Consider the following 26,632-nt stretch of genomic DNA (forward strand, 5'->3'; position numbering starts at 1 on the left):
ACACCCTCCTGTGGGAGCGAGCTTGCTCGCGATGAGGCCCCACGATCAGCGCGCCTGAATAATGCTCAACCGCTCTCCCACCACCATTTCCGTGATCCAGTCCACCAGGATCGAGGTGTAGGCCTGTTGTGACACGGGGTCGCTCAAGGCATGGTCGGCGCCGTCGATGATCCGGTGGGTCAGTGAATGGGTCTGCTGGCACGCCGCCCGGTAGCTCATGATGGTGGCATGGGGCACGTAGGCATCGGTCTCGGATTCCACCAACAACACATCGCCGGTGAACTGCGAGCACGCGTGCAGCGCGCGATTGGTGCTGGCGTGCACCAGGGTGCTGCGGTAATCCAGCAGGTCAGTCTTGTCCAGGTCGCGCTTGGGCGTGTGCCATTGCTCGTCGCGGTACAACGCCGGCACCCGCAGGGCCAGCCAGCGCACCGGGCGCAGCGACGTCAGGATCGAGGCCAGGTAACCGCCATAGCTGGTGCCCACCACGGCAATCGCCGAGGTATCCAGGGCGGGGTGGGCGAGCAAGCGGTCGTATGCCGCCAACAGATCCCGCAGGTTGTCCTCACGGGTCACTCGGGACAACGGGATGCCCGCCCCGCCGGTGTGCCCGCGCAAGTCGAAGGTCAGGCACACGCAACCGAGGCCGGCGATGCCTTTGGCCCGTTCCAGGTCACGCTCCTGGCTGCCACCCCAGCCGTGTACGAACAACACGCCAGGGACCTTCGATTTGGGGCTCAGGAACGTCCCGTCCATGCGTTCATCGTCTATTTCGATTTGAATGGTTTCACTTCTAGCCGTCATAGGATTGAACCGTTACGTATTTGAGAAGAAAGTCGCTGTTGTGGGCCTCGCCGCGATAAACCTCCCTGGCCCCGGCTGGCAGCGGTTGGTCGAGGTAGGTTTCCACCGAAGACACCCGGACCGCGTTGGTCTCAGGCGTTTCGACGAACACCTGCAACGCCGCCAGTTCGGCGCTGCTGGCCCCGCCCATGCGCCACGACTGTTCCAACACGCCGCCACGGGGCTGGCCGGCGGCATCCAGGCCCTGGGCAATGTCGTAATTGCGCCGCGACGCAAAAAAGCTCGGGTAGGCCTGGTTGGCGGCGTCATCGAACACTTGCGCCAGCCGCACCGCCTCGCGCACGTCGTCGGGCAGTTCGAGCCTGAGCAGCTCGATGTAGCCGCCCTGCACCACCAGCAGGTCCGACCCGCCGTACACCTCCAGCCCTTCGCTGTCGTGGGTCAGGTGTTGCACGCCGCAATAGCTCAGGACCTGGCCGTTGATGAAGCTCTGGCCGACGCTCTGGGTCTTGACCTCGTTGAGGTGCTGTTCCAGCACCACCCCTTCACCAAACAGCGCCTGGGCGTCGGGCCCGGCGGCGATTTCATCGAACTGCTCCAGGCTCTTGATCAGCCGTTGACCACGTCCGGCGCAGGCATGGATCGGCTTGATGCGGATCGGCCCGGTGTAGAGCAAATGTTCGGCGGCCGGGCGGGCGTCCTTGAGCGAAAAGACCGTCACGCCGTCGAGCACCGCGCCTCGCGTCAGCTTGGCAAACAGCGGCGACCAGCCTTGGGGCGCCACCGCGTCCTTATTCAACAGACCGTGGGTAATCGCCTTGGTGCAGATAAAATCATGCTCGACATACCCACCCCACACATCCTCCGGCCCCTTCACCCCCAGGCGCATCAAGGTTTCGGGGCCGATCAGGGTTTGCGTGGGCAACAGATAAAGATCCTGACCGGCACTGAAGTCATGGCTGTCGCCGTACTCCCATCCAAGGATCTGTGCCAGCCACTGGGCCAGTGCACGGTTGGTCTCGACCTCATGGCGCGGCGCTTGTGGATTGACCGAATAAGCCACGACCCGTTTGTTGCGATTGACTGATGTCATGCGATGCCCTTCCTCCTGCGCTCGATGGCTTTAGGTAAGGATAGGTGCAGAGATCAGGCCAATGATGTCATCGGCCAGGAGGGGTCAGCCAAGCGGGCGCCTTGTGTGCAGTTGATAGCAACGGGCCTGTTTCATTCTGCACGACACAGGCTTGGCATCCCGCAAATTGCACGATATCCAGCAGCAGACGCAGCCCCCTGTGGCGAGGGAGCTTGCTCCCGCTGGGGTGCGCCTGTAGGAGCTGTCGAGTGCAACGAGGCTGCGATCTTTCCATCACCCATTGAGTCTCAAGCGAAAGATCAAAAGATCGCAGGCTTCGCCAGCTCCTACACCCAGCGGGAGCAAGCTCCCTCGCCACAAAAGGTCCAGTGTCAGCCTTTGGGAATGCCCAGCGGGCTCACCCCAAACCTCGCCCGATAATCACTCGGCGCCAACCCGGTGATTTTCCTGAACGTCGCGCGAAAGGCACTGGGATCCTGGTAGCCGACGGTCCAGGCAATGTGGTCGATGGTGCCATTGGTGAACTCCAGCATTTCCCGGGCCTTGCCGACCCGCAGGTGCTGGCAGTATTCGGTGGGTTTGAGCCCGGTGGCGGCACGGAACCGGCGCAGGAAGGTGCGCTCTTCCAGCCCGGCCCGTTCGGCCATCGCACCGAGGGAAACCTCCACCGCGCCGTTGCTTTGCAACCAATGCTGGACCTTGAGAATCGCCGCATCGCCATGGCCGAGGATGGGCGCGAAGTTACTGCCGCACTGGCTCGCGCTGTCGCTGTGTTCGATCACCAGAAATTGCGCGGTGCGCGTGGCGATGCTGGGCCCGAGCAGGCGGTCCACCAGGCGCAGTCCCAGTTCCGACCAGGCCATCAGCCCGGCGGTGGTGATCAGGTCGCCGTCGTCGACAATCGGTTTGTCGGCATTGAGCTTGATCTTCGGGTAACGGGCGGCGAAATCCTTGGCCGAGCTCCAATGGGTGGTGGCGCTGCGCCCATCGAGCAGGCCGCTTTCGGCCAACAGGATCGAGCCAACACACACACCGCCCAACACAGTGCCGCCCGCATGCTGCGCACGCAGCCAATCCATCAGCGTCGGCGAGGCCAGGTCGTCATCGAAGCCGGCGAGGGACGGCGGAATCAGCAACGCCACCAAATGGCCCGCTGGGCCGGTTTCGCTGTCGAACACCCGCCGCGGCGCCTCGCCGTTGTCGGTCTGCCAGTGACTGACCCGCAACCGTGGCAATTGTGCACTGGCGTGCTCGGCCGCGATCCGCTGGGCCACGGCGAACAGATCGGTCAAGCCATGCACCGCCGCCATTTGCGCGCCGGGGTAGATGAGCACGCCAAGCTCGGCGACTGCCCTTTGCTGCGCCATTGTCAGTTTTCCCTCGCTTATTGTCGTTGCGGCCAATCCTCGAACCGGCGGTAAAGGCCAATACTGGCGCCCTACCCCACCTGATCAAGGAAGCCCTCATGTCCAAGCAAGCGCTCATCGTAGTCGATATCCAGAACGACTACTTCCCCCAGGGAAAATGGCCGTTGGTCGGTGCCCATGCCGCCGCCGATAACGCCGCACGGTTGATCGAAGCCTTTCGCCAGGCCGGCGACAGCGTGGTGCACATCCGCCACGAATTCACCTCCGCCGACGCGCCCTTCTTCACCCCAGGTTCCGAAGGCGCACAGTTGCACCCCAAGGTGCTCAACCGCGCCGATGAGCCGGTGGTCCTCAAGCACTTCGTCAACTCGTTTCGCGAAACCGAACTGCAAGCACTCCTCGACCAGCACGGCATCGAACAATTGGTGGTGGTCGGCAGCATGAGCCACATGTGCGTCGATGGCGTGGTGCGGGCGGCGGCGGACCTGGGCTACGGCGTCACGGTGATCCACGACGCCTGCGCGACCCTCGACCTGGAATTCAACGGCGTGGTCGTGCCGGCTGCCCAGGTGCATGCGGCGTTCATGGCAGCGCTGGGGTTTGCCTACGCGAGCGTGGTGAGTACCGAGCAATTCCTGGCCGACCATCAGTAAACCCACGGCACAGCTAAAAAACCGCGCTTCATCACCCAAGTGCGGTTTTGCCTCAGGCATCAACGGCGTGTCTGAAGGCGATCAAGTCTCCAGCGCGAGCAACAACCGCGGCATCGTCGCCACGAACCCCATCTGCTGCGCTTCGCGCGCCATCCCCTTCAGCTTCTCGCCGCTGGCTTGATCGCCGTTGCGCAGCCACTGGCCCGCCACATCGATCAGCCGCACATGATGGTTGATCCAGGCGCACGACGCCGACTCGGGCAATGCCGCCATCTGTTGCCCATGCCAGATAGCCTTTTCGGTATTGCCCGCCAACAGGCAGGTTTCAGCGGCAGCCACGCGAAAGCGCAAGGCGTTGTGGGCCAGGCAGGCTTGGGTGAGCTGGGCTTCGCCCTTCGCCAAGGCCTGCTGGCTGAACGGTCCGTCATCGCTGATCATCGCCAGGCTGCCGTAGACCCAAGGCCCGATGTAGCGCTGCAACTCGAAGCGCTCCACCAGGCTCGCCGCCTCCATGATCAAGGTCTGCGCCAGCCCGCGCTCGCCCTGGCGCAACGCCACCCGCGCCAACCCTTCCAGCAGGATCGCTTCGAAACGGCTGGCGCCAAGGCTGCGTGCCAGCGTCAGGGCACTGCTCAGCTCTTGTTCCGCCAAGGCATCCTGGCCGCCCGCCACCAGCACCCAGGCCGCAGTGAGCCGCGAGAAAACCTGCGCTCGATGATTGCCCAGCCGGGCGCTGCATTCGATGGCCTCCATGGCGTCACGCAAGGCGGGCTCTGGCTGGCCCAGGTACAACTGCGCCGATCCACGGGCGCTGCGATTGGCCGCCTCCACGTGTGTCCAGCCATTGCGCTCGCACAGGCGTACGCATTGATCGAAGACCTCGTAGGCGGTCTGCATGCGCCCTTGTGCGTAGTAGGAGTCGCCAATGCCACTCAAGGCCTTGGCCTCGGTTTCCAGGTCCCGGCCGATGCGAGCAGAAGACAAAGCCTCTTCGTGAAGGCGGCGACACTCGGCGTAATCACCCCGTGGGAAATAGATATTCCCGCGCAAGTGATTCAACCGGGCAAGCGCCGCATGGGCCTGCATGGACCGGGCGATGGGCAGCATGTCCTCGATCAGGCGCTCCTCCTCGTCCAGGCAATCGAGGGTATTGAGGACTGCCGCCAGCCCCAACGCGGCCTCGATTCGATCCTGCGGCTGCTCGGCCAATGCCAAGGCGCGCTGGAAATGCGCCCGGGCCTCCACGGTCTGGCCCAGGCCCGAGCACGCCTGGCCGCACAGCAACGCGAAAGGAAAATTGCCCTGCGCACGTTCGGCAAACGCCGAGCATTGCCGCGCCAGCGCAAGGACACTGTCGTACTGGCAGGCCAGCCGTTTTTCGCCCATGGCCACCAACAGTGCGTCGAACGCCGCCGGATCGTTGGCCCGCAGTAAATGCTGGGCATAAAGCACCCGGTCGCGCGCGCGATAGAGATTCGCCACCTCACCGTGCAACTGCTCGCGCAGCAACGTGGGCATTGAATCGTAGAGGCAGTGCATGACCAGGTCGTGGACAAACAGATAGCTGCCTGGCTCGACCTCCCGCAACAGCCCCTGGCGCATGTCCGCGGTCGGCAGATAACCGGGCTGCCCCAGTGCTTCGCGCCACAGCGTCAGCTCGAAGCGATTGCCCAGCACCGCGGCGTAATGCAGGGCGCGACGTTGCTCGGGGGCCAATTTGTCAAAGCGGGTCTGGACCAGATGCCGCAGGCTGTCAGGGAAAACCCCTTGCTGGCTCGACAGCAGTTGCGTCAGGTACAGCGGGTTGCCTTGGGCACGGGCGACACATTCGGCCCGGTAACGCGGATCGACCTCAGTGAACTGCTCCGCCAGGACCGTGGCCTCCCGCGCCCGGATCGGCGCGATGTCGAGCAGACTCATGGGGCTGGAGGAATGCGTACGGATTTCGCTTTCCAGCGGATCGCCTTCGGGACGGGACGTCAGCAGCCAGACCACAGGCGCTTCGTCAGTGGCATCGAGCAGCCTGCCCAGCAGCATAAACAGCGTGGCATCGCCCCAGTGCAGGTCTTCGACGCAGATCAGCAAAGGCTGTTGCACCGCGCTGCGCAGCAACACGTCGAGCAAGGCCTGGAACAGCCCCTGGGTACGGGCCTGGTTGCTCATCGCGGCATACAGGGCCGGAGGCTCGGCAGACAACACCCCCGTCAGCACTTGCAAGAACATGCGATGTTCGGCGGCCACTTTCAGGCGGGACAAAGCGGCATCCAACAGCGAGGCGCTGACGGACGCCGCGCGCCCCAGGTTGAGCAGGCTGGCCAGCAGTTGCCCCAGGGGCCAAAGGCTGTTGTCCATGCCGAAATCCAGCACATCGCCGCGATGGCAGGCAAAGCCACGCTGCCGGGCCATTTCGAAAAACTCGCTGACCAGGCGGGTCTTGCCAATGCCCGCCATGCCGCGCACATAGACGATGTGCCCGTCCTGGCATTCCTGGGTGGCCTCGATCACCGCCTTGAACTGCAAGAGCTCGATGGCCCGTCCCACCAACGGACGCGGCGCGTTTTCGTCGAGGCTGCGTGGGCGCAGGCATTTGCGATAGGCCTGAAACTCATCGTCGCTGGCCGAAAACTCAAACCGTGCAGCGAGCTGTTCCAGCAGGTTTTGCGCAACATACACCGGCGCGTGCCCATGACGCTCCAACAGCGGCTTTTGCGCAAGCAAGACAGGCTCGACCGCAGGCTCCATGGTGTCGGCACTCAGGCGCACAAGCCGCAGTAACAGGGCATGCCCGGACGTGACGAATTGCTCCCGACTCAGGGCCAGCGCGCAGAGCAGGCCCCGCTCGCTATCGCTGCGATAGGCCTGCGGCGAACCGAACTGGGCGATCACCACATCCTGCGTCATCCCCAGTGGAACGCCACCGAACTGACGTACCAGGCGCTCGATTTCTTCCATGAACGTCATCGCGGGCAGCCCATCGATCCGAAAGGACAGCTCCAGCACGTAGCGGATGACGCTGTCATCGACCTGTTTCAGCGCCTGTTGCGCAAAGGCCGTCTGGTGCACCGCGTTCATCGTCTGTTGGATGTGCGCCAAAGCCACCGAGGCGGGAGTGCTCAGCAGCTCACTCACATCGACCCCGAAGGCCGTCGCCAAGTGCCGAGCCGTGCGGTAAAGCACCGGCTTACCGGTTTCGGCCCGCTTGATGGAGGCGATCGAGACGCACAAATGCCGGTTCAGGCAGGCCTCGGCCAGGGTTTCCTGGCTCAGGCCATGCTGTTTGCGCAGGCCTTTCAACGATACGGCGTCCAGCAGGACACGGCCGTCGGATATCGAAGCATCACGCCTGGGCAGGGCAACAAAGGTGTTTGGTCGGGAGTCCATGTCGATAGCCCTTTCTACCCTGGGACAACGGCAGCCGATCGAGTGTACTCCTGCGCCTCGCCCGGGTTAATGAAAAGATGGCATTTGGCCTGATACCAAACTGATACCGGACTGACACCGCTCTGGACTGTCCGCCTATCACCGCCCTCTCGATACTCACTCCCATCAATTGACACCCAGTTGATACAACCTGAGCGATGGGAGAAAGGCGATGAGCGATGGACTGAAGGGCAATGCAGGCGATGACGTGCGTGATATCGGTGGCTCGCAATTACTGGGGCGCGGACTGAACCGGCTCGATTGGGCCGGCGACAGCAAGGAGTGCCTGAAGGTCGGCGATACCGAGTCGGGCAAACGTGCGGTGCCGTACCGGAAAACGTCTTACAACGTGGGGAAAAACGTCACCATGTCCACGGTCGTGGCCAACGACAATTTCTCCACCGAGACGTTTGCCTCCCGCGACGAATTCGAAAGACATACCCAGACGAGTGTCGAAGCCTCCGGCAAATACGGCGCCTTTTCCGCCGGTTTCAAAGCCACCTTCGGCAGCGACATCAAGACGCTCGAAGAGCGCGAAGCCGCGCTCTACAGTCATACGGTGCGGTTATGGAAACTGACCCTCGAGGTCAGCCCGGCCAATGCGACGGAAACGTTCAAGAAGCGCATCGATGAGTTGCCCAAGGCCTTCGACCCGAGCAATCCGGCGCCATTCTTCAATTTCCTGGTCGACTTTGGTGCCGATATCGTCAGCGAAGTGACTGTTGGTGGCTCGCTGAACTATGCGATGACCGCACTCAAGAGTTTCCTCAGCAAGACCAACACCCTCGATGCCATGGTCAAGGCCGAATACGGCACCTTTGTCAGCGGCAGCGCGACCACCTCGGTCTCGGAAACGGTCAAGAAAAACATCGCCCATCGCAACGCCAACCTGACCACCCGGGGTGGCACGCACACCATCGCTTTCAACACAGTGGACCCGAGCAATTGCAATGCGGAGTTCGGCAAATGGCGCGAATCGCTGCCCGACGACCCGACAGTCGTGGAGTTGGCAATCGCGCCGGTCTATCGCTTCGTCAAGGAAGGCGAGACCCGTACGGCACTGGAGCAGGCCTACCAGTGGTACACCAGCTACAAGGCGGAAATCGAAGCCACTTGGCAAGACTCGGTGGTTGTCCTCGGCCGCTCCGGGCGGCAAGCCACCTCCAAGGCCGAAGCAACCCGCCCTGCCTTGCGAATGGTGTTCGTCGACAACAAAAGCAAGGAAACCAGCGAAAGCTTCCACTACCCACCCGCCGCGAATGCGTCGACCACGGAATTTGAACAGTTCTGGGATGCGCTGGCCCTGCTGCTGAGACAAAAAAACGGGCAAAAATTGCTGATGGCCACTGAGCGCTGGCCGCGCGACGCGCGCTACTACCCGACGTATGCCATGCGTGAGGCCCTGCTGTCCAACGGCGCCAGCGAAGTGTCGCTGATGCGCTGGGACACGCTGACCAAGCACATGCAGCCCAACCCGTTGTCCGGCCTGACCTATGTGCTGGCGGGAAATGACTTCGAGGTGCCCGGTGTCGATGGACTCATTGCCGGTTTTGGCCAGGCAGGCAAGGACCTCAACCCAACGGTGAAGGTCAAGGCTCGGTTTTCCCACGACTCGTTCGGCAAGGTCAAGTTGGTAAAAACCGCAACGACCGAGGAAGACCCTCGCACCGCGCTGTACATCGTGCGCAACAATACCGACGCCAAACCGGCCCTGGCGGTCGATCCGCAAAACCGGACCCGTATCGCCATGCAGACGCCGGACAGGCACAACCCAGGGCAATACTGGTACATGCCCGAGCTGGAAAAACCTTATCCGGAAATCAACCACCCGGTGCTGCTGATCAACTACGAGACGGGGACCTGCCTGCAGGGCATGCACGACCAGGGCGACTGCCGGCTCAAGCCCATCGAACCGGGTCGCCAGCAGGACGACGTCATCTGGGACCGACGCGGCGATGAGGTATTTCACCTGTTGATGGTCTACTACTGGATGGACGCCCTGTGCCTGACCCAGGTTGAAAAGCGCGCCGCCGTCCGGCCGTGGCGCCAACCTCACGGCATGGACTGGTTGCGTGAGCAGCATCGTCCGTACAGTTGACACCCAATAGTGAGATCCCCTGTGGGAGCGAGCTTGCTCGCGATAGCGCTGGTTCAGCTTGCTTCAATGTTGAATGTGCCGCCGCCATCGCGAGCAAGCTCGCTCCCACAGGTTCGTCGGGCGATTGAGCGCCCTTTTCTCTAGCCTTCTTGCGTGCGTGGTCCCCATACGATGCAAGTCTTCAACAGTGTTCCCTTTATCGGCGATGGCGTGGAAACAGCCCTCGATCCCCGCCGGTTTCCCTACCTGTTCAACGACCATGGCCTGGCACGACCGAGTGTCCAGGAGCGCGGCCACCTGATCCAGCTCAGTCCCGAGAACCCGGCCCTGTCCCTGGGCACTCGCTACTCGGGCATCAGTTGGCGGGACCGTGAGGTTGCAACGAACAGCGGTTCCTACTGGATCAAGACGTTCGACTTCCACGCCAGCGAAGTGCACTACGCACCGATCTGGGCAACCAAGGAAACGGCCCAGGCCTTTGGCATGACCCTGCTCGGCAACGGCGAATGCCTGCGTTTCGAGTATGACCAACTGATCCTGGGCCAATACACCTACGGCAAATGGGCCGGCCACCAGTCGCCCTACCTGGGCCCGGCGCGCCAGCGCGAGCTGCTGACCTACAACCCGACCGACCTCGAATACCACAACTTCCCCCACGCGTTCTTTTCCCGTTATGGCCGCTTGCCGCTGGTGATCAGCGTCGCCCGCTGGCGGCCTGCGTCGAGGGAAATCCATTTGGCCGATCTGTGGCTGCGGCCCGGCGATGCGCTGGTCCTGCCGCCCAAGCACTACCCCGACATCGCCCCCAGTGACGCCCACGGCGTCGAAAACTGGCCATCCGTCGTGGACCTGCACGGCAATCGAAACTCGGCGCTGGCCTGCTGGTTCGGAGAAGGTGAAGACTGTTTGCTGACGGAGACAATCCTGGCCAACTCGACCTTGATGAGCTCTCCCCAGGGCAAACCGCACTATCACGAAGAAAAAGCGCCGACGCGGCATGAGTTACCGGCGAACTATCGACCATGAAGGTGACGGCACGGCAGGTCAGACAGAAAAAACCTGGATTGGCGGGGGCCAGGAAGACCCCAACCTCAGGCGAACCGTTTTTTACTAGGCGTACTTGAGGAATAACGATAAGAATGGCCGGGCATTTTTCCCAAGAGCCAGCCGTATGAAACGCAAACGCCCGCCGCGCCTGGTCGAATCGCCGTTCCCGACCGCTACATCAGCGCCACTGCACCCGCCCACGTGGGATTGCTCAAGCGACGTATCCAGGCCGGGATACCTGGGCACAATGGTGTATGCCGTGGTGATACTGCTGGCCTTGCCGGTCTACGGGCTGGCAGTGCTATCGACGAAGCTGTTTCATGTCGGACAAAACCTGTCGCCCATCCACACAAGAGTGATCGAGGACCCTCTGTTCATAGCGCTCATGTTAATCAGCGCATTCGCGGCCGTCTGCGTGCTCAACTGGCTGGCATCCGAACCTAAGGTGCTCGGCTTCTGCTTTGACGAACGCCAGCAACGCCTCACCTTCACCCAACGCCGCCCTGCCCGGCAAACCACCGACGAATGCGTGCCGTACAGCGACATCCATTACATCAAGCCTTACAAAACGACCGCTTCCGCCAACATCTGTCACTTTGTGGTGGGCTTCGCCGGGGGCAATGGCAAGGCCATCGCACTTCGGGTAGGGGTGGATCTGACGGATCAGGACATGGCGTTTCATGCCGCGTGGTTGAGTCAGTCGATTGGCGAGAGAATGCAGGAGGTATTGGATCTGGATCTGTGAGCGAGGCCGGGCTTGCCCTGGCGTACCGGAAGCCACGAAACAGCCTTCGCCAGGCAAAAAAAGCCCCAAGTGCTGAGCACTTGGGGCTTTCGTGACCTACCTGCGTAATGCGCTCAGGCGAGGATCAGAACGGGATATCGTCATCGAAGCTGTCGAAATCCGGAGCCGGTTGCGGCGCGGCCTGTTGTGGGGCCGGGCGCTCACGTTGTGGCTGTGGTGCCGACTGTGGACGAGGCGCCTGCTGACGCGGGGCCGGAGCCGACTGCTGGTAGTTGTTGCCACCTTGTTGCTGGTCGCCCTGTGGACGGCCGCCCAGCAATTGCATGGTGCCTTGCATGTCGACCACGATTTCGGTGGTGTAGCGCTTGATGCCGTCTTTTTCCCACTCGCGGGTCTGCAGCTTGCCTTCGATGTACACCTGCGAACCCTTGCGCAGGTATTCGCCGGCGATCTCGGCCACCTTACCGAACATCGACACGCGGTGCCATTCGGTCTTCTCGACCTTCTGGCCGGTCTGCTTGTCGGTCCACTGTTCGCTGGTCGCCAGACTCAGGTTGGTCACGGCGTTGCCGTTCGGCAGGTAGCGAACTTCGGGATCCTGGCCGCAAGTACCGACCAATATGACTTTGTTAACCCCACGGGCCATAACGTTCTCCTAGGCTTCGCACGTGGTCGGGGCCGGGTTGTTCACCAGGCGCTCGAGCGTCGCGCGATCCAATAATTCGGTGTCCAGTTTGATGTAAACGGCCGCCTCGTCGGCGACCACCACTGCATCGGTTACTCCAACGACGGCCTTCAGACGCTCGGTCAGGCCAGCCTCACGAATCGCCTCGGGCGATAAGGGCAAGCGCAGGCTCGTCACATAGGGAGGTTCGCGCATGGTAACAGCAAAGGCTAACCAAAGTGCAGCCAGCGCGGCGCATCCCAGGAACACAACCGACAAACCGCCATGCTGGAACAGCCAGCCGCCGAGGATACCGCCCAACGCCGAGCCCAGGAACTGGCTGGTGGAGTAGACCCCCATCGCCGTGCCCTTGCCGCCCGCCGGCGAAACCTTGCTGATCAGCGACGGCAGCGAGGCTTCCAGCAGATTGAACGCGGTGAAGAACACCACGGTGCCGATCACCAGGGCCCGCAAGCTATCGCCGAACTGCCAGAAGAATAGCTCAGTGAGCATCAGCGTCACGACGGCGCCGAGCAAAACTCGTTTCATTTTGCGTCGTTTTTCGCCATAGATGATGAACGGGATCATGGCGAAGAACGATATCAGCAACGCGGTCAGGTAGACCCACCAGTGCTGTTCCTTGGGCAGGCCGGCCTTCTCGACCAGGGCCAGCGGCAAGGCCACGAAGCTGGACATCAGCATGGCGTGGAGCACGAAAATACCCAGGTCCAGGCGCAGCAGGTCCGGGTGCTTGAGCGTCGGGATCAATGCCTGGCGCGCCACCCCGGATTCCCGGTGCTGCAATGGCCCGGTGGCGCGCGGCACCATGAACGCCACGATCAGAATCCCCACCAGTGCCATGGCACCGGTCGCCAGGAACAGGCCCGACAAGCCAAAAGCCCGGGTCAGCAAAGGGCCTACCACCATGGCCACGGCGAACGACAGACCGATGGTCATGCCGATCATGGCCATGGCCTTGGTCCGATGCTGTTCGCGGGTCAGGTCCGACAGCAGCGCCATGACGGCCGCGGAAATGGCCCCGGCACCCTGCAGGATACGTCCGGCGATCACGCCCCAGATCGAGTCGGCATTGGCCGCCAGCACGCTGCCGAGGGCGAAGACGATCAGCCCCAGGTAGATAACCGGACGCCGGCCGATGCGGTCGGAAATGATCCCGAACGGGATCTGGAAGATCGCCTGGGTCAGGCCATAAGCGCCAATCGCCAGGCCGATGAGGGCCGGGGTGGCGCCTGCCAGGTCCATGCCATAGGTCGCCAGCACCGGCAACACCATGAACATGCCCAGCATACGGAAGGCGAACACCAGGGCCAGACCGCTTGCTGCGCGTGTCTCGCCACGACTCATGCGTTCGCTGTGGGGATCTTGCATGGAAAAACCTCATGTGAACCGGCGGCGATTCTACCAGTCCCATCGATTGAGAGGGTATATGGCGACCGTTTGCCGCGCAGTCTTCATGTATGGCTGCAATCGCGCCTTCAATAGTGTGCATCCATCCAGTATTTGCCCGTATACTCCTACGTTTTCGACGCCCGCCGAGCGAGGCCACTTTGGACAAGATCCTGATTCGTGGGGCCCGTACCCACAACCTGAAGAATATCGACCTGACCCTGCCACGGGACAAGCTGATCGTCATCACCGGCCTGTCCGGATCCGGCAAATCATCCCTGGCCTTCGACACGTTGTACGCCGAAGGCCAGCGACGCTATGTCGAATCGCTGTCGGCCTATGCCCGGCAGTTCCTGTCGATGATGGAAAAACCCGACGTCGACACCATCGAAGGCCTGTCGCCGGCAATCTCCATCGAACAGAAGTCGACCTCCCATAACCCACGGTCGACGGTAGGCACCATCACCGAGATCTACGACTACCTGCGCTTGCTGTATGCGCGGGTTGGCATTCCCCGCTGCCCCGACCACGACATTCCCCTGGAAGCCCAGACCGTCAGCCAGATGGTCGACCTGGTGTTGGCCCAGCCCGAAGGCAGCAAGCTGATGCTGCTGGCCCCGGTGGTTCGCGAACGCAAGGGCGAACACCTGATGGTGTTCGAAGAATTGCGCGCCCAAGGCTTCGTGCGGGCCCGGGTCAACGGCAAGCTGTGCGAACTGGACGAACTGCCGAAGCTGGATAAACAGAAGAAGCACTCGATCGATGTGGTGGTCGACCGCTTCAAGGTCCGCGCCGACTTGCAGCAGCGATTGGCCGAGTCCTTCGAGACCGCGCTGAAACTGGCCGACGGCATCGCCCTGGTCGCCCCGATGGACGACGAGCCCGGCGAGGAGATCATTTTCTCCGCACGCTTCGCCTGCCCGATCTGCGGCCATGCCATCAGCGAGCTGGAACCCAAGCTGTTCTCCTTCAACAACCCGGCTGGCGCCTGCCCGACGTGCGACGGCCTGGGGGTCAAGCAGTTCTTCGACACCAAGCGCCTGGTCAATGGCGAGCTGACCCTGGCCGAAGGAGCGATTCGCGGCTGGGACCGGCGCAACGTCTATTACTTCCAGATGCTCGGCTCGCTGGCGGCCCACTACAAGTTCAGCCTGGACAAGCCGTTCAACGAGTTGCCCGCCGACCAGCAGAAATCCATCCTGCACGGCAGCGGCTCGCAGAATGTCGACTTCAAATACCTCAACGACCGTGGCGACATCGTCAAGCGTTCCCACCCGTTCGAAGGCATCGTGCCGAACCTGGAACGACGCTACCGCGAGACCGAGTCGGCCAGCGTGCGCGAAGAACTGGCCAAGTTCCTAAGCACCCAGCCCTGCCCCGATTGCCGTGGCACCCGTCTACGTCGCGAAGCGCGGCATGTCTGGGTCGGCGAGAAGACGCTGCCGGCGGTGACCAACCTGCCGATTGGCGACGCCACCGATTACTTCGGCGGCTTGAAGCTCACCGGTCGTCGTGGCGAAATCGCCGACAAGATCCTCAAGGAAATCCGCGAGCGCCTGCAGTTCCTGGTGAACGTCGGCCTGGACTACCTGACCCTCGATCGCAGCGCAGACACCTTGTCCGGCGGCGAAGCCCAGCGTATCCGCCTCGCCAGCCAGATCGGCGCCGGCCTGGTGGGGGTGATGTACATCCTCGACGAGCCGTCCATCGGCCTGCACCAGCGGGACAACGACCGGTTGCTCGGGACCCTGAAACACCTGCGGGATATCGGCAACACGGTGATCGTGGTCGAGCACGACGAGGACGCCATCCGCCTGGCGGACTACGTGGTGGACATCGGTCCGGGCGCAGGGGTCCATGGCGGGCATATCGTTGCCCAGGGCACGGCCGCCGAAGTCATGGCGCACCCTGACTCGCTGACGGGCAAGTACCTGTCGGGCCGGGTGAAGATCAAGGTCCCGGCCAAACGCACGCCGCGCAACAAGAAGCTGTCGCTGACCCTCAAGGGCGCCCGTGGCAACAACCTGCGCAACGTCGACCTGGAAATCCCGATCGGCCTGCTGACCTGCGTGACCGGCGTATCCGGCTCCGGCAAATCGACGCTGATCAACAACACCCTGTTCCCCCTCAGCGCCACGGCCCTGAACGGCGCCACCACCCTGGAAGCTGCCGCCCACGACAGCATCAAGGGCCTGGAGCACCTGGACAAGGTGGTCGACATCGACCAGAGCCCGATTGGCCGCACACCGCGCTCCAACCCGGCGACCTATACCGGGTTGTTCACACCGATCCGCGAACTGTTCGCCGGCGTCCCGGAGTCCCGCTCCCGAGGCTACGGCCCAGGGCGCTTCTCCTTCAACGTCAAGGGCGGGCGCTGCGAGGCCTGCCAGGGCGATGGCCTGATCAAGGTGGAAATGCACTTCCTGCCCGACATCTACGTGCCGTGCGATGTGTGCAAGAGCAAGCGCTACAACCGCGAAACCCTGGAGATCAAATACAAGGGCAAGAACATCCACGAAACCCTGGAGATGACCATCGAAGAAGCCCGGGTGTTCTTCGATGCGGTGCCAGCCCTGGCGCGCAAGCTCCAGACGCTGATGGATGTCGGGCTGTCGTACATCAAGCTGGGGCAGTCGGCAACGACCCTGTCCGGCGGTGAAGCCCAGCGGGTCAAGTTGTCCCGCGAGCTGTCCAAGCGCGACACCGGCAAGACCCTGTATATCCTCGACGAGCCGACCACCGGCCTGCACTTCGCCGATATCCAGCAATTGCTCGACGTGCTGCATCGCCTTCGCGATCACGGCAACACCGTGGTGGTGATCGAACACAACCTGGACGTGATCAAGACGGCTGACTGGCTGGTGGACCTGGGGCCGGAAGGCGGTTCCAAGGGCGGCCAGATCATTGCCGTGGGCACGCCTGAACAAGTGGCCGAAATGAAGCAGTCCTACACCGGTTACTACCTCAAGCCGTTGCTGGAGCGTGATCGGGACTGATTTCACCCGGGCACGAAAAAGCCCCTGTCATCTCTTCGATGGCAGGGGCTTTTTGCTTTTCTTCTGTGGGAACGATCAGAACTGTGATTGCAGGTAGTTTTCCAGGCCAATCAACTTGATCAGACCCAACTGCTTCTCCAGCCAGTAGGTGTGGTCTTCTTCGGTGTCGTTGAGTTGAATACGCAGGATCTCGCGGGTCACGTAGTCGTTGTGCTGCTCGCAGAGCTCGATGCCTTTGCACAGCGCGGCGCGGACTTTGTATTCCAGGCGCAGGTCAGCGGCCAACATATCGGGCACGGTGGTCCCGACATCCAAGTCATCCGGACGCATCCGCGGCGTGCCTTCGAGCATCAGGATCCGGCGCATCAGCGCATCGGCGTGCTGGGCTTCTTCTTCCATCTCATGGTTGATACGTTCGTAGAGCTCGGTGAAACCCCAGTCCTCGTACATCCGCGAGTGGATGAAATATTGATCACGGGCTGCCAGTTCGCCTGTCAGCAACGTGTTGAGGTAATCGATTACATCTGGGTGACCTTGCATCGCCCTACATCTCCACAAGCTTTGAAGGCTCTAGTTTGAACCAACCTGACGGAGAGGTCACTCGTTCATCGCAATAAAAGTGAAGAAAATCCGAGAAAACCGGGCTAAATAACGCAAAAACCGCCCAAATGAGGGCGGTTCTGCTTCTCGTTTAGACTTAGTTAAGCTGTACGCCCAACGCCTTTGCGATACCTTCTCCATAAGCGGCGTCCGCCCTGAAGAAATGCTGGAGCTGACGGTCAACGACATCCGCCGATACACCGGACATCGCGCCGGCGATATTGTTGATCAGCAACGCTTTCTGCTCGTCGCTCATCAAACGGAACAGCGCACCGGCGTGGCTGTAGTAGTCCGTGTCTTCGCGATGATCGTAACGATCCGCCGCGCCACTGAGGGCTAGGGCCGGCTCGGCATAGCGTGGAGCCTGCTTCGGCGCTTCCACGTAGCTGTTCGGCTCATAGTTCGGTGCCGCACCGCCGTTGCTGCCAAACGCCATGGCACCGTCGCGCTGGTAAGTGTTGACCGGGCTACGTGGCGCATTCACCGGCAATTGCTGGTGATTGGTGCCCACACGGTAGCGGTGCGCATCGGCGTAGGCGAAAACACGGCCCTGCAGCATGCGATCCGGCGAGAGACCAACCCCTGGCACCATGTTGCTCGGGCCAAACGCCGCCTGCTCGACTTCAGCGAAGTAATTCAGCGGGTTGCGGTTGAGTTCGAGCACACCCACTTCGATCAACGGAAATTCTTTCTGCGACCAGGTCTTGGTCACGTCGAACGGGTTCTCGTAATGGGCCGCGGCCTGGGCCTCGCTCATGATCTGGATGCAGACGCGCCACTTCGGGAAGTCACCGCGCTCAATGGCCTCGAACAAGTCACGCTGGGCATAATCCGGGTCGGTACCCGCCAGGCGTGCCGCTTCTGCCGGCGCAAGGTTCTTGATGCCTTGCAGGGTCTTGTAGTGCCACTTCACCCAGTGCCGCTCACCCTGTGCGCTGATCAGGCTGTAGGTGTGGCTGCCGAAGCCGTGCATGTGACGGTAGCCATCCGGAATACCGCGGTCGGAAAACAGGATGGTGACCTGGTGCAGCGCCTCAGGCGAATGCGACCAGAAATCCCACATCGCCTGGGCACTTTTCAGGTTGCTTTGCGGCAGACGCTTCTGGGTGTGGATAAAATCCGGAAATTTCAACGGATCACGGATGAAGAACACCGGCGTGTTGTTGCCAACGATGTCCCAGTTGCCTTCCTCGGTGTAGAACTTCAGGGCGAAACCCCGCGGATCGCGTTCAGTGTCGGCCGAACCACGCTCGCCACCCACAGTGGAGAACCGCAGGAAGGTCGGTGTTTGCTTGCCGATCGACTCGAACAACTTGGCGCTGGTGTACTGGGTGATGTCCTGGGTGACGGTAAAGGTGCCGTAGGCCCCCGATCCTTTGGCGTGCACGCGACGCTCGGGAATGTTCTCGCGGTTGAAGTGAGCAAGCTTTTCGATCAGGTGAAAATCGTCGAGCAGCAGCGGGCCGCGTGGGCCGGCGGAACGAGAGTTCTGGTTATCGGCGACAGGAGCGCCGCTGGCGGTCGTAAGCGTTTTGATCTGGCTCATGCTCAATCTTCCTAGGTCGGTCTTCAAACTGCCGGCTAATCGGCTGGAAAGGAGTATCGATCATGTTAGTGACAGTATCCAAATTCATTAAATCATGGACATCGATAGTCATTATCTAATGCTTAAGACTTGCCAATAGCCGAACCAAGCGAAACGGTCTGGCACTTTTCGGCAGGCAACAAAAAACCGGGCACAAGGCCCGGTTTTTCGTTTGTTGCCGACTTACTCAGCGGATACAGCTTCACCGCTGGTAGCACGATCAACCAACTCGACGTACGCCATAGGCGCGTTGTCGCCAGCGCGGAAACCGCACTTGAGGATGCGCAGGTAGCCACCCTCACGGGTAGCGTAACGCTTGCCCAGGTCGTTGAAGAGCTTACCAACGATAGCTTTCGAACGAGTACGGTCGAAAGCCAGACGGCGGTTAGCCAGGCTATCTGTCTTGGCCAGAGTGATCAGCGGCTCAGCAACGCGACGCAGTTCTTTGGCTTTCGGCAGTGTAGTTTTGATCAGCTCGTGCTCGAACAGCGACACCGCCATGTTTTGGAACATGGCCTTGCGGTGCGAGCTGGTGCGGCTCAGGTGACGACCACTTTTACGATGACGCATGGTTCATTCCTTACCAAACACAACGTTCGGTGATTACGACGATCAGGCAGTCGCCTTGTCGTCCTTCTTAAGACTTGCAGGCGGCCAGTTGTCGAGGCGCATGCCGAGGGACAGACCGCGGGAGGCCAGAACGTCCTTGATTTCAGTCAAGGATTTCTTGCCAAGGTTCGGAGTCTTCAACAGCTCTACTTCGGTACGCTGAATCAGGTCACCGATGTAGTAGATGTTTTCCGCCTTAAGGCAGTTAGCCGAACGTACAGTCAGTTCCAGATCGTCAACCGGGCGAAGCAGGATCGGATCGATCTCGTCTTCCTGCTCGACAACCACTGGCTCACTGTCACCCTTGAGGTCGACGAACGCAGCCAACTGCTGTTGCAGGATGGTTGCAGCACGGCGGATAGCCTCTTCAGGATCCAGGGTACCGTTGGTTTCCAGATCAATAACCAGCTTGTCCAGGTTGGTACGCTGTTCGACACGGGCGTTTTCCACCACGTATGCGATACGGCGAACTGGGCTGAACGAAGAGTCAAGCTGCAAGCGACCGATGCTGCGGCTTTCGTCTTCATCGCTCTGACGCGAGTCTGCCGGTTCATAACCACGACCACGAGCTACGGTGAGCTTCATGTTCAGGGCGCCGTTAGACGCCAGGTTAGCGATTACGTGATCGGGGTTAACGATCTCGACATCATGATCCAGCTGAATATCGGCAGCGGTAACCACCCCCGAACCCTTCTTCGACAAGGTCAGCGTAACTTCGTCACGACCGTGCAGCTTGATAGCCAGACCTTTCAGGTTCAACAGGATTTCAATTACGTCTTCCTGTACACCTTCGATGGCGCTGTACTCGTGGAGCACACCGTCAATCTCGGCCTCGACTACTGCACAGCCGGGCATTGAGGACAACAGGATGCGGCGCAGCGCGTTGCCCAGGGTGTGGCCGAAACCACGCTCGAGAGGCTCGAGTGTGATCTTGGCGCGGGTTGGACTGACAACCTGCACATCAATATGGCGGGGTGTCAGGAACTCATTTACCGAAATCTGCATGGATGCACCTATTTTCTAGCCCTTACTTGGAGTAGAGCTCGACAATCAGGCTTTCGTTGATGTCGGCGGACAGATCACTGCGAGCAGGAACGTTCTTGAAAACGCCCGACTTCTTCTCAGTGTCTACTTCTACCCATTCTACGCGGCCACGTTGGGCACACAGATCGAGAGCTTGGACAATGCGAAGTTGGTTCTTTGCTTTCTCGCGAACAGCAACCACGTCACCAGCACGAACCTGGTAGGACGGAACGTTTACGGTCTGACCGTTAACGCTGATCGACTTGTGCGATACCAGCTGACGGGATTCGGCACGAGTAGAACCGAAGCCCATACGGTATACAACGTTGTCCAGACGGCATTCGAGCAGTTGCAACAGGTTTTCGCCGGTTGCGCCTTTCTTGCCAGCTGCTTCTTTGTAGTAGCCGCTGAATTGACGCTCGAGAACGCCGTAGATACGACGGACCTTCTGCTTTTCACGCAGTTGGGTGCCGTAATCGGACTGGCGACCGCGGCGCTGGCCGTGGATACCAGGTGCTGCTTCAATGTTGCACTTCGATTCGATCGCGCGCACGCCGCTCTTCAGAAAAAGATCGGTGCCTTCGCGACGAGCGAGTTTGCATTTTGGACCAATGTAACGAGCCATTCTTTACAATCTCCTGGATTACACGCGGCGCTTCTTCGGCGGACGGCACCCGTTGTGCGGGATTGGCGTCACGTCGGTGATGCTGGCGATCTTGTAGCCACAGCCGTTCAAAGCGCGGACTGCGGATTCACGACCTGGACCTGGACCCTTGACGTTCACGTCGAGGTTTTTCAGGCCGTATTCCAGCGCAGCTTGACCAGCACGCTCAGCAGCTACTTGAGCAGCGAACGGGGTGGACTTGCGGGAACCGCGGAAACCCGAACCACCGGAGGTAGCCCAGGAAAGAGCGTTACCTTGACGGTCGGTAATGGTCACGATGGTGTTGTTAAAAGAAGCATGGATGTGGGCGATGCCATCAACCACTGTCTTTTTAACTTTTTTACGAGGACGAGCAGCAGGTTTTGCCATGATTAAATTCCTGTCGATTCGCTGGGGCGATTACTTGCGGATCGGCTTACGCGGACCTTTACGGGTACGCGCGTTGGTCTTGGTACGCTGACCGCGTACTGGCAGACCACGACGATGACGCAGACCGCGATAGCAACCGAGGTCCATCAAGCGCTTGATTTTCATGTTGATTTCGCGACGCAGGTCACCTTCAGTGGTGAACTTCGCCACTTCGCCACGCAGCTGTTCAATCTGCTCGTCGCTCAGATCTTTGATCTTTGCCGCTGGGTTGACCCCAGTCACTGCACAAATTTTCTGTGCAGTAGTGCGACCAACACCATAGATGTAGGTCAGCGAGATAACAGTATGCTTGTTATCTGGAATGTTGACGCCTGCAATACGGGCCATTCAGTGGGACTCCAATTGACAGCTACCTACGCCCCGGAAGCCAAGAAATAGGGCGCGAGATAATATCGCTGTAATAACAAATAATCAACCCGGCAGCGCACTAGCTGCCGGGCTTAAAGCACAATCACACTCAGCCTTGGCGCTGTTTGTGACGCGGTTCCGCGCTGCAAATTACCCGAACAACACCTTCGCGGCGAATAATCTTGCAGTTGCGGCACAGCTTTTTCACCGATGCACGAACTTTCATCACCAACTCCTCGAACCTTATGGACGCTACTCAGCGCAACATGCCGCTGCCGTAGCCCTTCAGGTTGGCTTTCTTCATCAGGGATTCGTACTGGTGCGAAACGAGGTGCGATTGTACTTGGGACATGAAGTCCATCACAACCACGACCACGATCAGCAACGAGGTCCCGCCAAGGTAGAACGGTACGTTTGCCGCAACCACCAGGAACTGGGGCAACAGACAGACGGCCGTCATGTAAAGAGCACCGAACATGGTCAAGCGAGTCAGAACGCCATCAATGTAGCGCGCAGACTGCTCACCTGGACGGATGCCCGGAATAAAGGCACCGGACTTCTTCAGGTTTTCCGCTACGTCTTTCGGATTGAACATCAACGCCGTATAGAAGAAGCAGAAGAAAATAATCCCTGCACTAAACAGCAGAATATTCAACGGCTGACCAGGAGCGATCGACTGCGAGATGTCCTGCAACCAGCCCATACCTTCAGACTGGCCGAACCAGGCACCCAACGAAGCCGGGAACAGCAGGATGCTGCTCGCGAAAATAGCCGGAATTACGCCGGCCATGTTCACCTTCAACGGCAAGTGGCTGGTCTGCGCAGCAAACACCTTGCGGCCCTGCTGACGCTTGGCGTAGTGAACAGCAATACGCCGCTGACCACGCTCGATGAACACCACGAAACCGATAATCGCTACTGCCAGCAGACCGATGGCAACCAGGGCGAAAATGTTGATATCACCCTGACGCGCAGACTCGAAAGACTGCCCGATCGCTCTCGGAAGACCGGCGACGATACCTGCGAAGATCAACATCGAGATACCGTTGCCAACACCACGCTCAGTAATCTGCTCACCCAGCCACATCATGAACATCGCGCCCGCCACAAACGTGGTTACCGCAACGAAATGAAAGCTGAAGTCAGCAGTGAACGAAACGCCCTGCCCCGCCAGGCCAATGGACATGCCAATGGCCTGAACGAGAGCGAGGACGACAGTGCCGTAGCGGGTGTACTGGCTGATCTTGCGACGGCCAGCTTCACCTTCCTTCTTCAACTGCTCCAGCTGCGGGCTGACGGCGCTCATCAGTTGCATGATGATCGATGCCGAAATGTACGGCATGATCCCCAGTGCAAAGATGCTCATCCGCTCCAGCGCGCCGCCGGAAAACATGTTGAACAAGCTAAGAATGGTCCCCTCATTCTGTCGAAACAGGTCCGCGAGTCGGTCCGGGTTGATACCTGGAACCGGGATGTGTGCGCCTATTCGGTAGACGATAATCGCCAGGAACAGAAAACGCAGACGAGCCCAGAGTTCAGACATACCGCCTTTGCCGAGCGCAGAGAGAGCACCTTGCTTAGCCATTTATTCCTCGAACTTGCCGCCAGCTGCTTCGATAGCCGCACGCGCACCTTTGGTGGCGCCGATTCCCTTTCCGATGGTGACAGCACGAGCAACTTCGCCCGACAGCATGATTTTCACACGCTGTACGTTCTGGTTGATCACGTTGGCATCCTTCAGGGACTGCACGGTGACGATGTCGCCGTCCACTTTGGCCAGCTCGGACAGACGCACTTCTGCGCGGTCCATGGCTTTCAGGGAAACGAAACCGAACTTCGGCAGGCGACGATGCAGCGGCTGTTGACCGCCTTCAAAGCCTGGAGCAATGGTGCCACCGGAGCGGGAGGTCTGACCTTTGTGGCCACGGCCACCGGTCTTGCCCAAACCACTACCGATACCACGGCCCGGACGATGCTTTTCGCGACGGGAACCCGGCGCTGGACTCAGATCATTGAGTTTCATCGATTAACCCTCGACACGCAGCATGTAGTAAGCCTTGTTGATCATCCCGCGATTCTCGGGAGTATCCTGGACTTCTACAGTGTGACCGATGCGACGCAGACCCAGACCCTTAACGCACAGTTTGTGGTTAGGGATGCGGCCGGTCATGCTTTTGATCAGCGTTACTTTTACGGTAGCCATGATCAGAAGATCTCCTTGACGCTTTTGCCACGCTTGGCGGCAATGGATTCAGGAGACTGCATTGCTTTCAAACCCTTGAAAGTGGCGTGAACCACGTTTACCGGGTTAGTCGAGCCGTAGCATTTGGCCAGAACGTTCTGAACGCCAGCAACTTCGAGGACAGCACGCATAGCGCCGCCAGCGATGATACCGGTACCTTCAGAAGCAGGCTGCATGTACACCTTCGAAGCGCCATGGGCGGACTTCATTGCGTACTGCAGAGTGGTGCCGTTCAGATCAACCTGGATCATGTTGCGGCGAGCAGCTTCCATTGCCTTCTGGATCGCAGCAGGCACTTCACGCGACTTGCCACGGCCGAAGCCAACACGGCCTTTACCATCACCCACTACGGTCAACGCAGTGAAAGTGAAGATACGGCCGCCTTTAACGGTTTTGGCTACGCGGTTAACTTGAACCAGCTTCTCAATGTAGCCTTCGTCGCGCTTTTGGTCGTTATTTGACATAACTTAGAACTCCAGCCCAGCTTCACGAGCAGCATCAGCCAGCGCCTTGACGCGGCCGTGGTACTTGAAGCCAGAGCGGTCGAAAGCCACCTGCGAGACGCCAGCGGCTTTAGCACGCGTAGCGACCAGCTGGCCAACCTTAGTGGCCGCGTCGATGTTGCCAGTGGCGCCATCACGCAGTTCTTTATCCAAAGTCGAGGCACTTGCCAGGACTTTGTTGCCGTCGGCCGAAATGACCTGGGCGTAGATGTGCTGCGACGAGCGGAACACGCAGAGACGCACGACTTCGAGTTCGTGCATTTTCAGGCGTGCTTTGCGAGCGCGACGCAGTCGAGTAACTTTTTTGTCGGTCATTTGCTATGCCCTACTTCTTCTTGGCTTCTTTACGACGGACGACTTCGTCCGCGTAGCGCACACCTTTGCCTTTGTACGGCTCTGGTGGACGGAAGTCGCGGATCTCGGCGGCCACTTGACCTACCAGCTGCTTATCGATGCCCTTGATCAGGATATCGGTCTGGCTAGGAGTCTCAGCGGTGATGCCTTCCGGCAGTTCATAATCCACTGGGTGCGAGAAGCCAAGAGCCAGGTTCAGCACTGTGCCTTTTGCTTGCGCTTTGTAACCAACACCGACCAGCTGGAGCTTGCGCTCGAAGCCTTGGCTTACGCCTTGGACCATGTTGTTTACCAACGCACGAGTGGTACCAGCCATTGCGCGAGTCTGTTGATCGCCATTGCGAGCAGCGAAACGCAGCTCACCAGCTTCTTCAACGATCTCAACGGACGAATGGATGTTCAGTTGCAGAGTGCCCTTGGCACCCTTCACCGAAAGCTGTTGGCCTGCGAATTTGACTTCGACACCGGCTGGCAGCTTAACGGGGTTCTTAGCGACGCGTGACATGCTTATCCCCCCTTAGAACACAGTGCAAAGAACTTCGCCGCCGACACCGGCAGCGCGCGCAGCACGATCCGTCATCACACCTTTGTTGGTGGAGACGATAGACACGCCCAGGCCGCCACGAACTTTTGGCAGATCCTCGACGGACTTGTACTGACGCAGGCCAGGACGGCTAACGCGCTTCACTTCCTCGATGACCGGACGGCCTTCGAAGTACTTCAGCTCGATGGACAGCAGAGGCTTGATTTCGCTGCTGATCTGATAACCCGCAATGTAACCTTCGTCCTTCAGGACTTTGGCAACAGCTACCTTCAACGTAGAAGATGGCATGCTTACGACGGACTTTTCAGCCATCTGGGCATTACGGATACGAGTTAGCATGTCCGCTAACGGGTCCTGCATACTCATGGGCTAGACGCTCCTAATACACAAAAAATTAGCCTTTCGGCTAGTACGTGTCGCCGAGCACATCCGCGCAATAAAAACACGGGCTCAGGCGAGCCGGGTATTCTAGACACACCCCACAAATGAATCAAGCCCCAATAGGGGCTTGATTCAAGTTCAAGGTCACCGACGGTCAGGATCTTGCGATCCCGAACGCCGCGACTTTGACATTGCTTACCAGCTGGCTTTAACCAGACCTGGAACGTCACCACGCATTGCAGCTTGACGCAGCATGTTACGGCCAAGGCCGAACTTGCGGTACACGCCGTGCGGACGACCAGTCAGGCGGCAGCGGTTACGCATGCGCGAGGCGCTTGCGTCACGTGGCTGCTTCTGCAGGGCTACGGTAGCTTCCCAACGTGCTTCTGGACTTGCGTTCAGATCAACGATGATAGCTTTCAGCGCTGCACGCTTGGTGGCGTACTTGGCAACGGTGAGCTGACGCTTCAGCTCACGGTTCTTCATGCTCTTCTTGGCCATTTTCCTACTCCAATCAGTTGCGGAACGGGAATTTGAAAGCGCGCAGCAGTGCGCGACCTTCGTCATCCGTCCGAGCAGTGGTGGTCAGGGTAATGTCCAGACCGCGGAGAGCGTCGATCTTGTCGTAATCGATTTCCGGGAAAATGATCTGCTCTTTAACGCCCATGCTGTAGTTGCCACGACCATCGAAGGACTTGGCATTCAGGCCGCGGAAGTCGCGAACCCGAGGCAGGGAGATCGACAGCAGACGATCCAGGAACTCGTACATACGCTCACGGCGCAGGGTCACTTTGACGCCGATCGGCCAACCTTCACGGACTTTAAAGCCAGCGATGGATTTCCGAGCGTAAGTCACGACGACTTTCTGACCGGTGATCTTTTCCAGGTCAGCAACAGCGTGCTCGATGACTTTTTTGTCGCCGATCGCTTCGCCCAGACCCATGTTCAGGGTGATTTTGGTAACGCGCGGAACTTCCATCACGTTCGAAAGCTTAAGTTCTTCCTTAAGTTTCGGTGCGATTTCCTTCCGGTAAATCTCTTTTAGTCGTGCCATGG

28 protein-coding genes are annotated in these 26,632 nt (G+C 59.9%); 5 read left to right on the forward strand and 23 right to left on the reverse strand.

The annotated features are described in order from the left end of the window. Positions 1-45 precede the first annotated feature (45 nt). The 3 genes from IB266_RS28920 to IB266_RS28930 all read right to left on the reverse strand — a co-directional run bounded on the left by IB266_RS28920 (position 46) and on the right by IB266_RS28930 (position 3,264). Entirely contained in the window at positions 46-804 is a 759-nt protein-coding gene (locus IB266_RS28920; RefSeq protein ID WP_060740401.1) for an alpha/beta hydrolase family protein, read from the reverse strand. Further along, positions 794-1,897: a DUF3182 family protein gene (locus IB266_RS28925; RefSeq protein ID WP_192264049.1), complete on the reverse strand. Its 1,104-nt coding sequence runs from the start codon at positions 1,895-1,897 to the stop codon at positions 794-796. Before IB266_RS28925 ends, IB266_RS28920 begins: the two co-directional genes overlap by 11 nt. Before the next feature lie 371 nt (positions 1,898-2,268). Next, the gene (locus IB266_RS28930; RefSeq protein WP_192264052.1) at positions 2,269-3,264 is read right to left on the reverse strand and encodes a GlxA family transcriptional regulator; all 996 of its coding nucleotides are present in this window, start codon (positions 3,262-3,264) and stop codon (positions 2,269-2,271) included. A 98-nt stretch (positions 3,265-3,362) separates the two neighbouring features. Between IB266_RS28930 and IB266_RS28935 the strand changes: the two genes are divergently transcribed. Next, positions 3,363-3,917, forward strand: coding sequence for a cysteine hydrolase family protein (locus tag IB266_RS28935; protein ID WP_060740398.1), 555 nt, complete (start codon positions 3,363-3,365; stop codon positions 3,915-3,917). An 81-nt stretch (positions 3,918-3,998) separates the two neighbouring features. On the opposite strand, the gene IB266_RS28940 is transcribed toward IB266_RS28935, so the two are convergent. Next, on the reverse strand, positions 3,999-7,298 hold the full coding sequence (locus IB266_RS28940; RefSeq protein WP_192264054.1) for an AAA family ATPase: 3,300 nt from the start codon (positions 7,296-7,298) through the stop codon (positions 3,999-4,001). 211 nt (positions 7,299-7,509) lie between these two features. On the opposite strand from IB266_RS28940, the gene IB266_RS28945 reads away from it, so the two are divergent. From IB266_RS28945 to IB266_RS28955, 3 genes are all read left to right on the forward strand, one after another. After that, on the forward strand, positions 7,510-9,435 hold the full coding sequence (locus IB266_RS28945) for an MAC/perforin domain-containing protein (protein ID WP_192264057.1): 1,926 nt from the start codon (positions 7,510-7,512) through the stop codon (positions 9,433-9,435). 171 nt (positions 9,436-9,606) lie between these two features. Next, positions 9,607-10,461, forward strand: a complete 855-nt coding sequence (locus tag IB266_RS28950) for a hypothetical protein (protein WP_192264060.1) — start codon at positions 9,607-9,609, stop codon at positions 10,459-10,461. 145 nt (positions 10,462-10,606) lie between these two features. Beyond that, positions 10,607-11,227, forward strand: a complete 621-nt coding sequence (locus tag IB266_RS28955; RefSeq protein WP_192264063.1) for a hypothetical protein — start codon at positions 10,607-10,609, stop codon at positions 11,225-11,227. A gap of 124 nt (positions 11,228-11,351) precedes the next feature. Here the strand turns inward: IB266_RS28955 and IB266_RS28960 are convergent, their stop codons facing one another. Together IB266_RS28960 and IB266_RS28965 are read right to left on the reverse strand one after the other, a co-directional pair. Further along, positions 11,352-11,873, reverse strand: a complete 522-nt coding sequence (locus tag IB266_RS28960) for a single-stranded DNA-binding protein (RefSeq protein ID WP_003206078.1) — start codon at positions 11,871-11,873, stop codon at positions 11,352-11,354. Positions 11,874-11,882: 9 nt separating this feature from the next. Then, the gene (locus IB266_RS28965; protein WP_053125859.1) at positions 11,883-13,280 is read right to left on the reverse strand and encodes an MFS transporter; all 1,398 of its coding nucleotides are present in this window, start codon (positions 13,278-13,280) and stop codon (positions 11,883-11,885) included. 179 nt (positions 13,281-13,459) lie between these two features. Here IB266_RS28965 and uvrA point away from each other — a divergent pair, with 179 nt between their 5' ends. Next, positions 13,460-16,294: an excinuclease ABC subunit UvrA gene (gene uvrA / locus IB266_RS28970; protein WP_060740395.1), complete on the forward strand. Its 2,835-nt coding sequence runs from the start codon at positions 13,460-13,462 to the stop codon at positions 16,292-16,294. Between the two features lie 75 nt (positions 16,295-16,369). Here the strand turns inward: uvrA and bfr are convergent, their stop codons facing one another. The 17 genes from bfr to rplE all read right to left on the reverse strand — a co-directional run bounded on the left by bfr (position 16,370) and on the right by rplE (position 26,630). After that, positions 16,370-16,834: a bacterioferritin gene (gene bfr / locus IB266_RS28975; protein WP_003186005.1), complete on the reverse strand. Its 465-nt coding sequence runs from the start codon at positions 16,832-16,834 to the stop codon at positions 16,370-16,372. Positions 16,835-16,991: 157 nt separating this feature from the next. Then, positions 16,992-18,440 carry a catalase gene (locus tag IB266_RS28980; protein WP_192264066.1) on the reverse strand — a complete coding sequence of 483 codons (1,449 nt, stop codon included), beginning with the start codon at positions 18,438-18,440 and terminating at the stop codon, positions 16,992-16,994. A 222-nt stretch (positions 18,441-18,662) separates the two neighbouring features. Further along, the gene (gene rplQ, locus IB266_RS28985; protein WP_003186009.1) at positions 18,663-19,049 is read right to left on the reverse strand and encodes a 50S ribosomal protein L17; all 387 of its coding nucleotides are present in this window, start codon (positions 19,047-19,049) and stop codon (positions 18,663-18,665) included. Between the two features lie 42 nt (positions 19,050-19,091). Further along, the gene (locus IB266_RS28990) at positions 19,092-20,093 is read right to left on the reverse strand and encodes a DNA-directed RNA polymerase subunit alpha (RefSeq protein ID WP_003186012.1); all 1,002 of its coding nucleotides are present in this window, start codon (positions 20,091-20,093) and stop codon (positions 19,092-19,094) included. Between the two features lie 22 nt (positions 20,094-20,115). Further along, positions 20,116-20,736, reverse strand: coding sequence for a 30S ribosomal protein S4 (gene rpsD, locus IB266_RS28995; protein WP_003176404.1), 621 nt, complete (start codon positions 20,734-20,736; stop codon positions 20,116-20,118). Positions 20,737-20,754: 18 nt separating this feature from the next. Then, complete coding sequence (rpsK, locus tag IB266_RS29000; RefSeq protein ID WP_002555466.1) at positions 20,755-21,144, reverse strand: 30S ribosomal protein S11; 390 nt, start codon at positions 21,142-21,144, stop codon at positions 20,755-20,757. A 30-nt stretch (positions 21,145-21,174) separates the two neighbouring features. Further along, the gene (rpsM, locus tag IB266_RS29005; protein ID WP_003186020.1) at positions 21,175-21,531 is read right to left on the reverse strand and encodes a 30S ribosomal protein S13; all 357 of its coding nucleotides are present in this window, start codon (positions 21,529-21,531) and stop codon (positions 21,175-21,177) included. A 130-nt stretch (positions 21,532-21,661) separates the two neighbouring features. Next, entirely contained in the window at positions 21,662-21,778 is a 117-nt protein-coding gene (rpmJ, locus tag IB266_RS29010) for a 50S ribosomal protein L36 (protein WP_002555468.1), read from the reverse strand. 30 nt (positions 21,779-21,808) lie between these two features. Next, positions 21,809-23,137 carry a preprotein translocase subunit SecY gene (gene secY / locus IB266_RS29015; protein WP_003186029.1) on the reverse strand — a complete coding sequence of 443 codons (1,329 nt, stop codon included), beginning with the start codon at positions 23,135-23,137 and terminating at the stop codon, positions 21,809-21,811. Continuing rightward, complete coding sequence (rplO, locus tag IB266_RS29020) at positions 23,138-23,575, reverse strand: 50S ribosomal protein L15 (protein WP_003186032.1); 438 nt, start codon at positions 23,573-23,575, stop codon at positions 23,138-23,140. Positions 23,576-23,578: 3 nt separating this feature from the next. Continuing rightward, positions 23,579-23,755: a 50S ribosomal protein L30 gene (rpmD, locus tag IB266_RS29025; RefSeq protein ID WP_003176408.1), complete on the reverse strand. Its 177-nt coding sequence runs from the start codon at positions 23,753-23,755 to the stop codon at positions 23,579-23,581. A 2-nt stretch (positions 23,756-23,757) separates the two neighbouring features. Then, positions 23,758-24,258: a 30S ribosomal protein S5 gene (gene rpsE, locus IB266_RS29030; protein WP_003186035.1), complete on the reverse strand. Its 501-nt coding sequence runs from the start codon at positions 24,256-24,258 to the stop codon at positions 23,758-23,760. A 3-nt stretch (positions 24,259-24,261) separates the two neighbouring features. After that, positions 24,262-24,612, reverse strand: a complete 351-nt coding sequence (gene rplR / locus IB266_RS29035) for a 50S ribosomal protein L18 (RefSeq protein ID WP_003186037.1) — start codon at positions 24,610-24,612, stop codon at positions 24,262-24,264. 10 nt (positions 24,613-24,622) lie between these two features. Continuing rightward, positions 24,623-25,156 (reverse strand): 50S ribosomal protein L6, encoded by a 534-nt coding sequence (rplF, locus tag IB266_RS29040; protein ID WP_003186039.1) that lies wholly within the window; start codon positions 25,154-25,156, stop codon positions 24,623-24,625. A gap of 12 nt (positions 25,157-25,168) precedes the next feature. Continuing rightward, on the reverse strand, positions 25,169-25,561 hold the full coding sequence (gene rpsH, locus IB266_RS29045) for a 30S ribosomal protein S8 (RefSeq protein ID WP_017848802.1): 393 nt from the start codon (positions 25,559-25,561) through the stop codon (positions 25,169-25,171). A 210-nt stretch (positions 25,562-25,771) separates the two neighbouring features. Further along, entirely contained in the window at positions 25,772-26,077 is a 306-nt protein-coding gene (rpsN, locus tag IB266_RS29050) for a 30S ribosomal protein S14 (RefSeq protein ID WP_003186042.1), read from the reverse strand. A gap of 13 nt (positions 26,078-26,090) precedes the next feature. Further along, positions 26,091-26,630, reverse strand: coding sequence for a 50S ribosomal protein L5 (gene rplE / locus IB266_RS29055; protein ID WP_003186044.1), 540 nt, complete (start codon positions 26,628-26,630; stop codon positions 26,091-26,093). Positions 26,631-26,632 lie beyond the last annotated feature (2 nt).

Source organism: Pseudomonas sp. Pdm06 (assembly GCF_014851795.1).
GTDB lineage: Bacteria > Pseudomonadota > Gammaproteobacteria > Pseudomonadales > Pseudomonadaceae > Aquipseudomonas > Aquipseudomonas fluorescens_AA.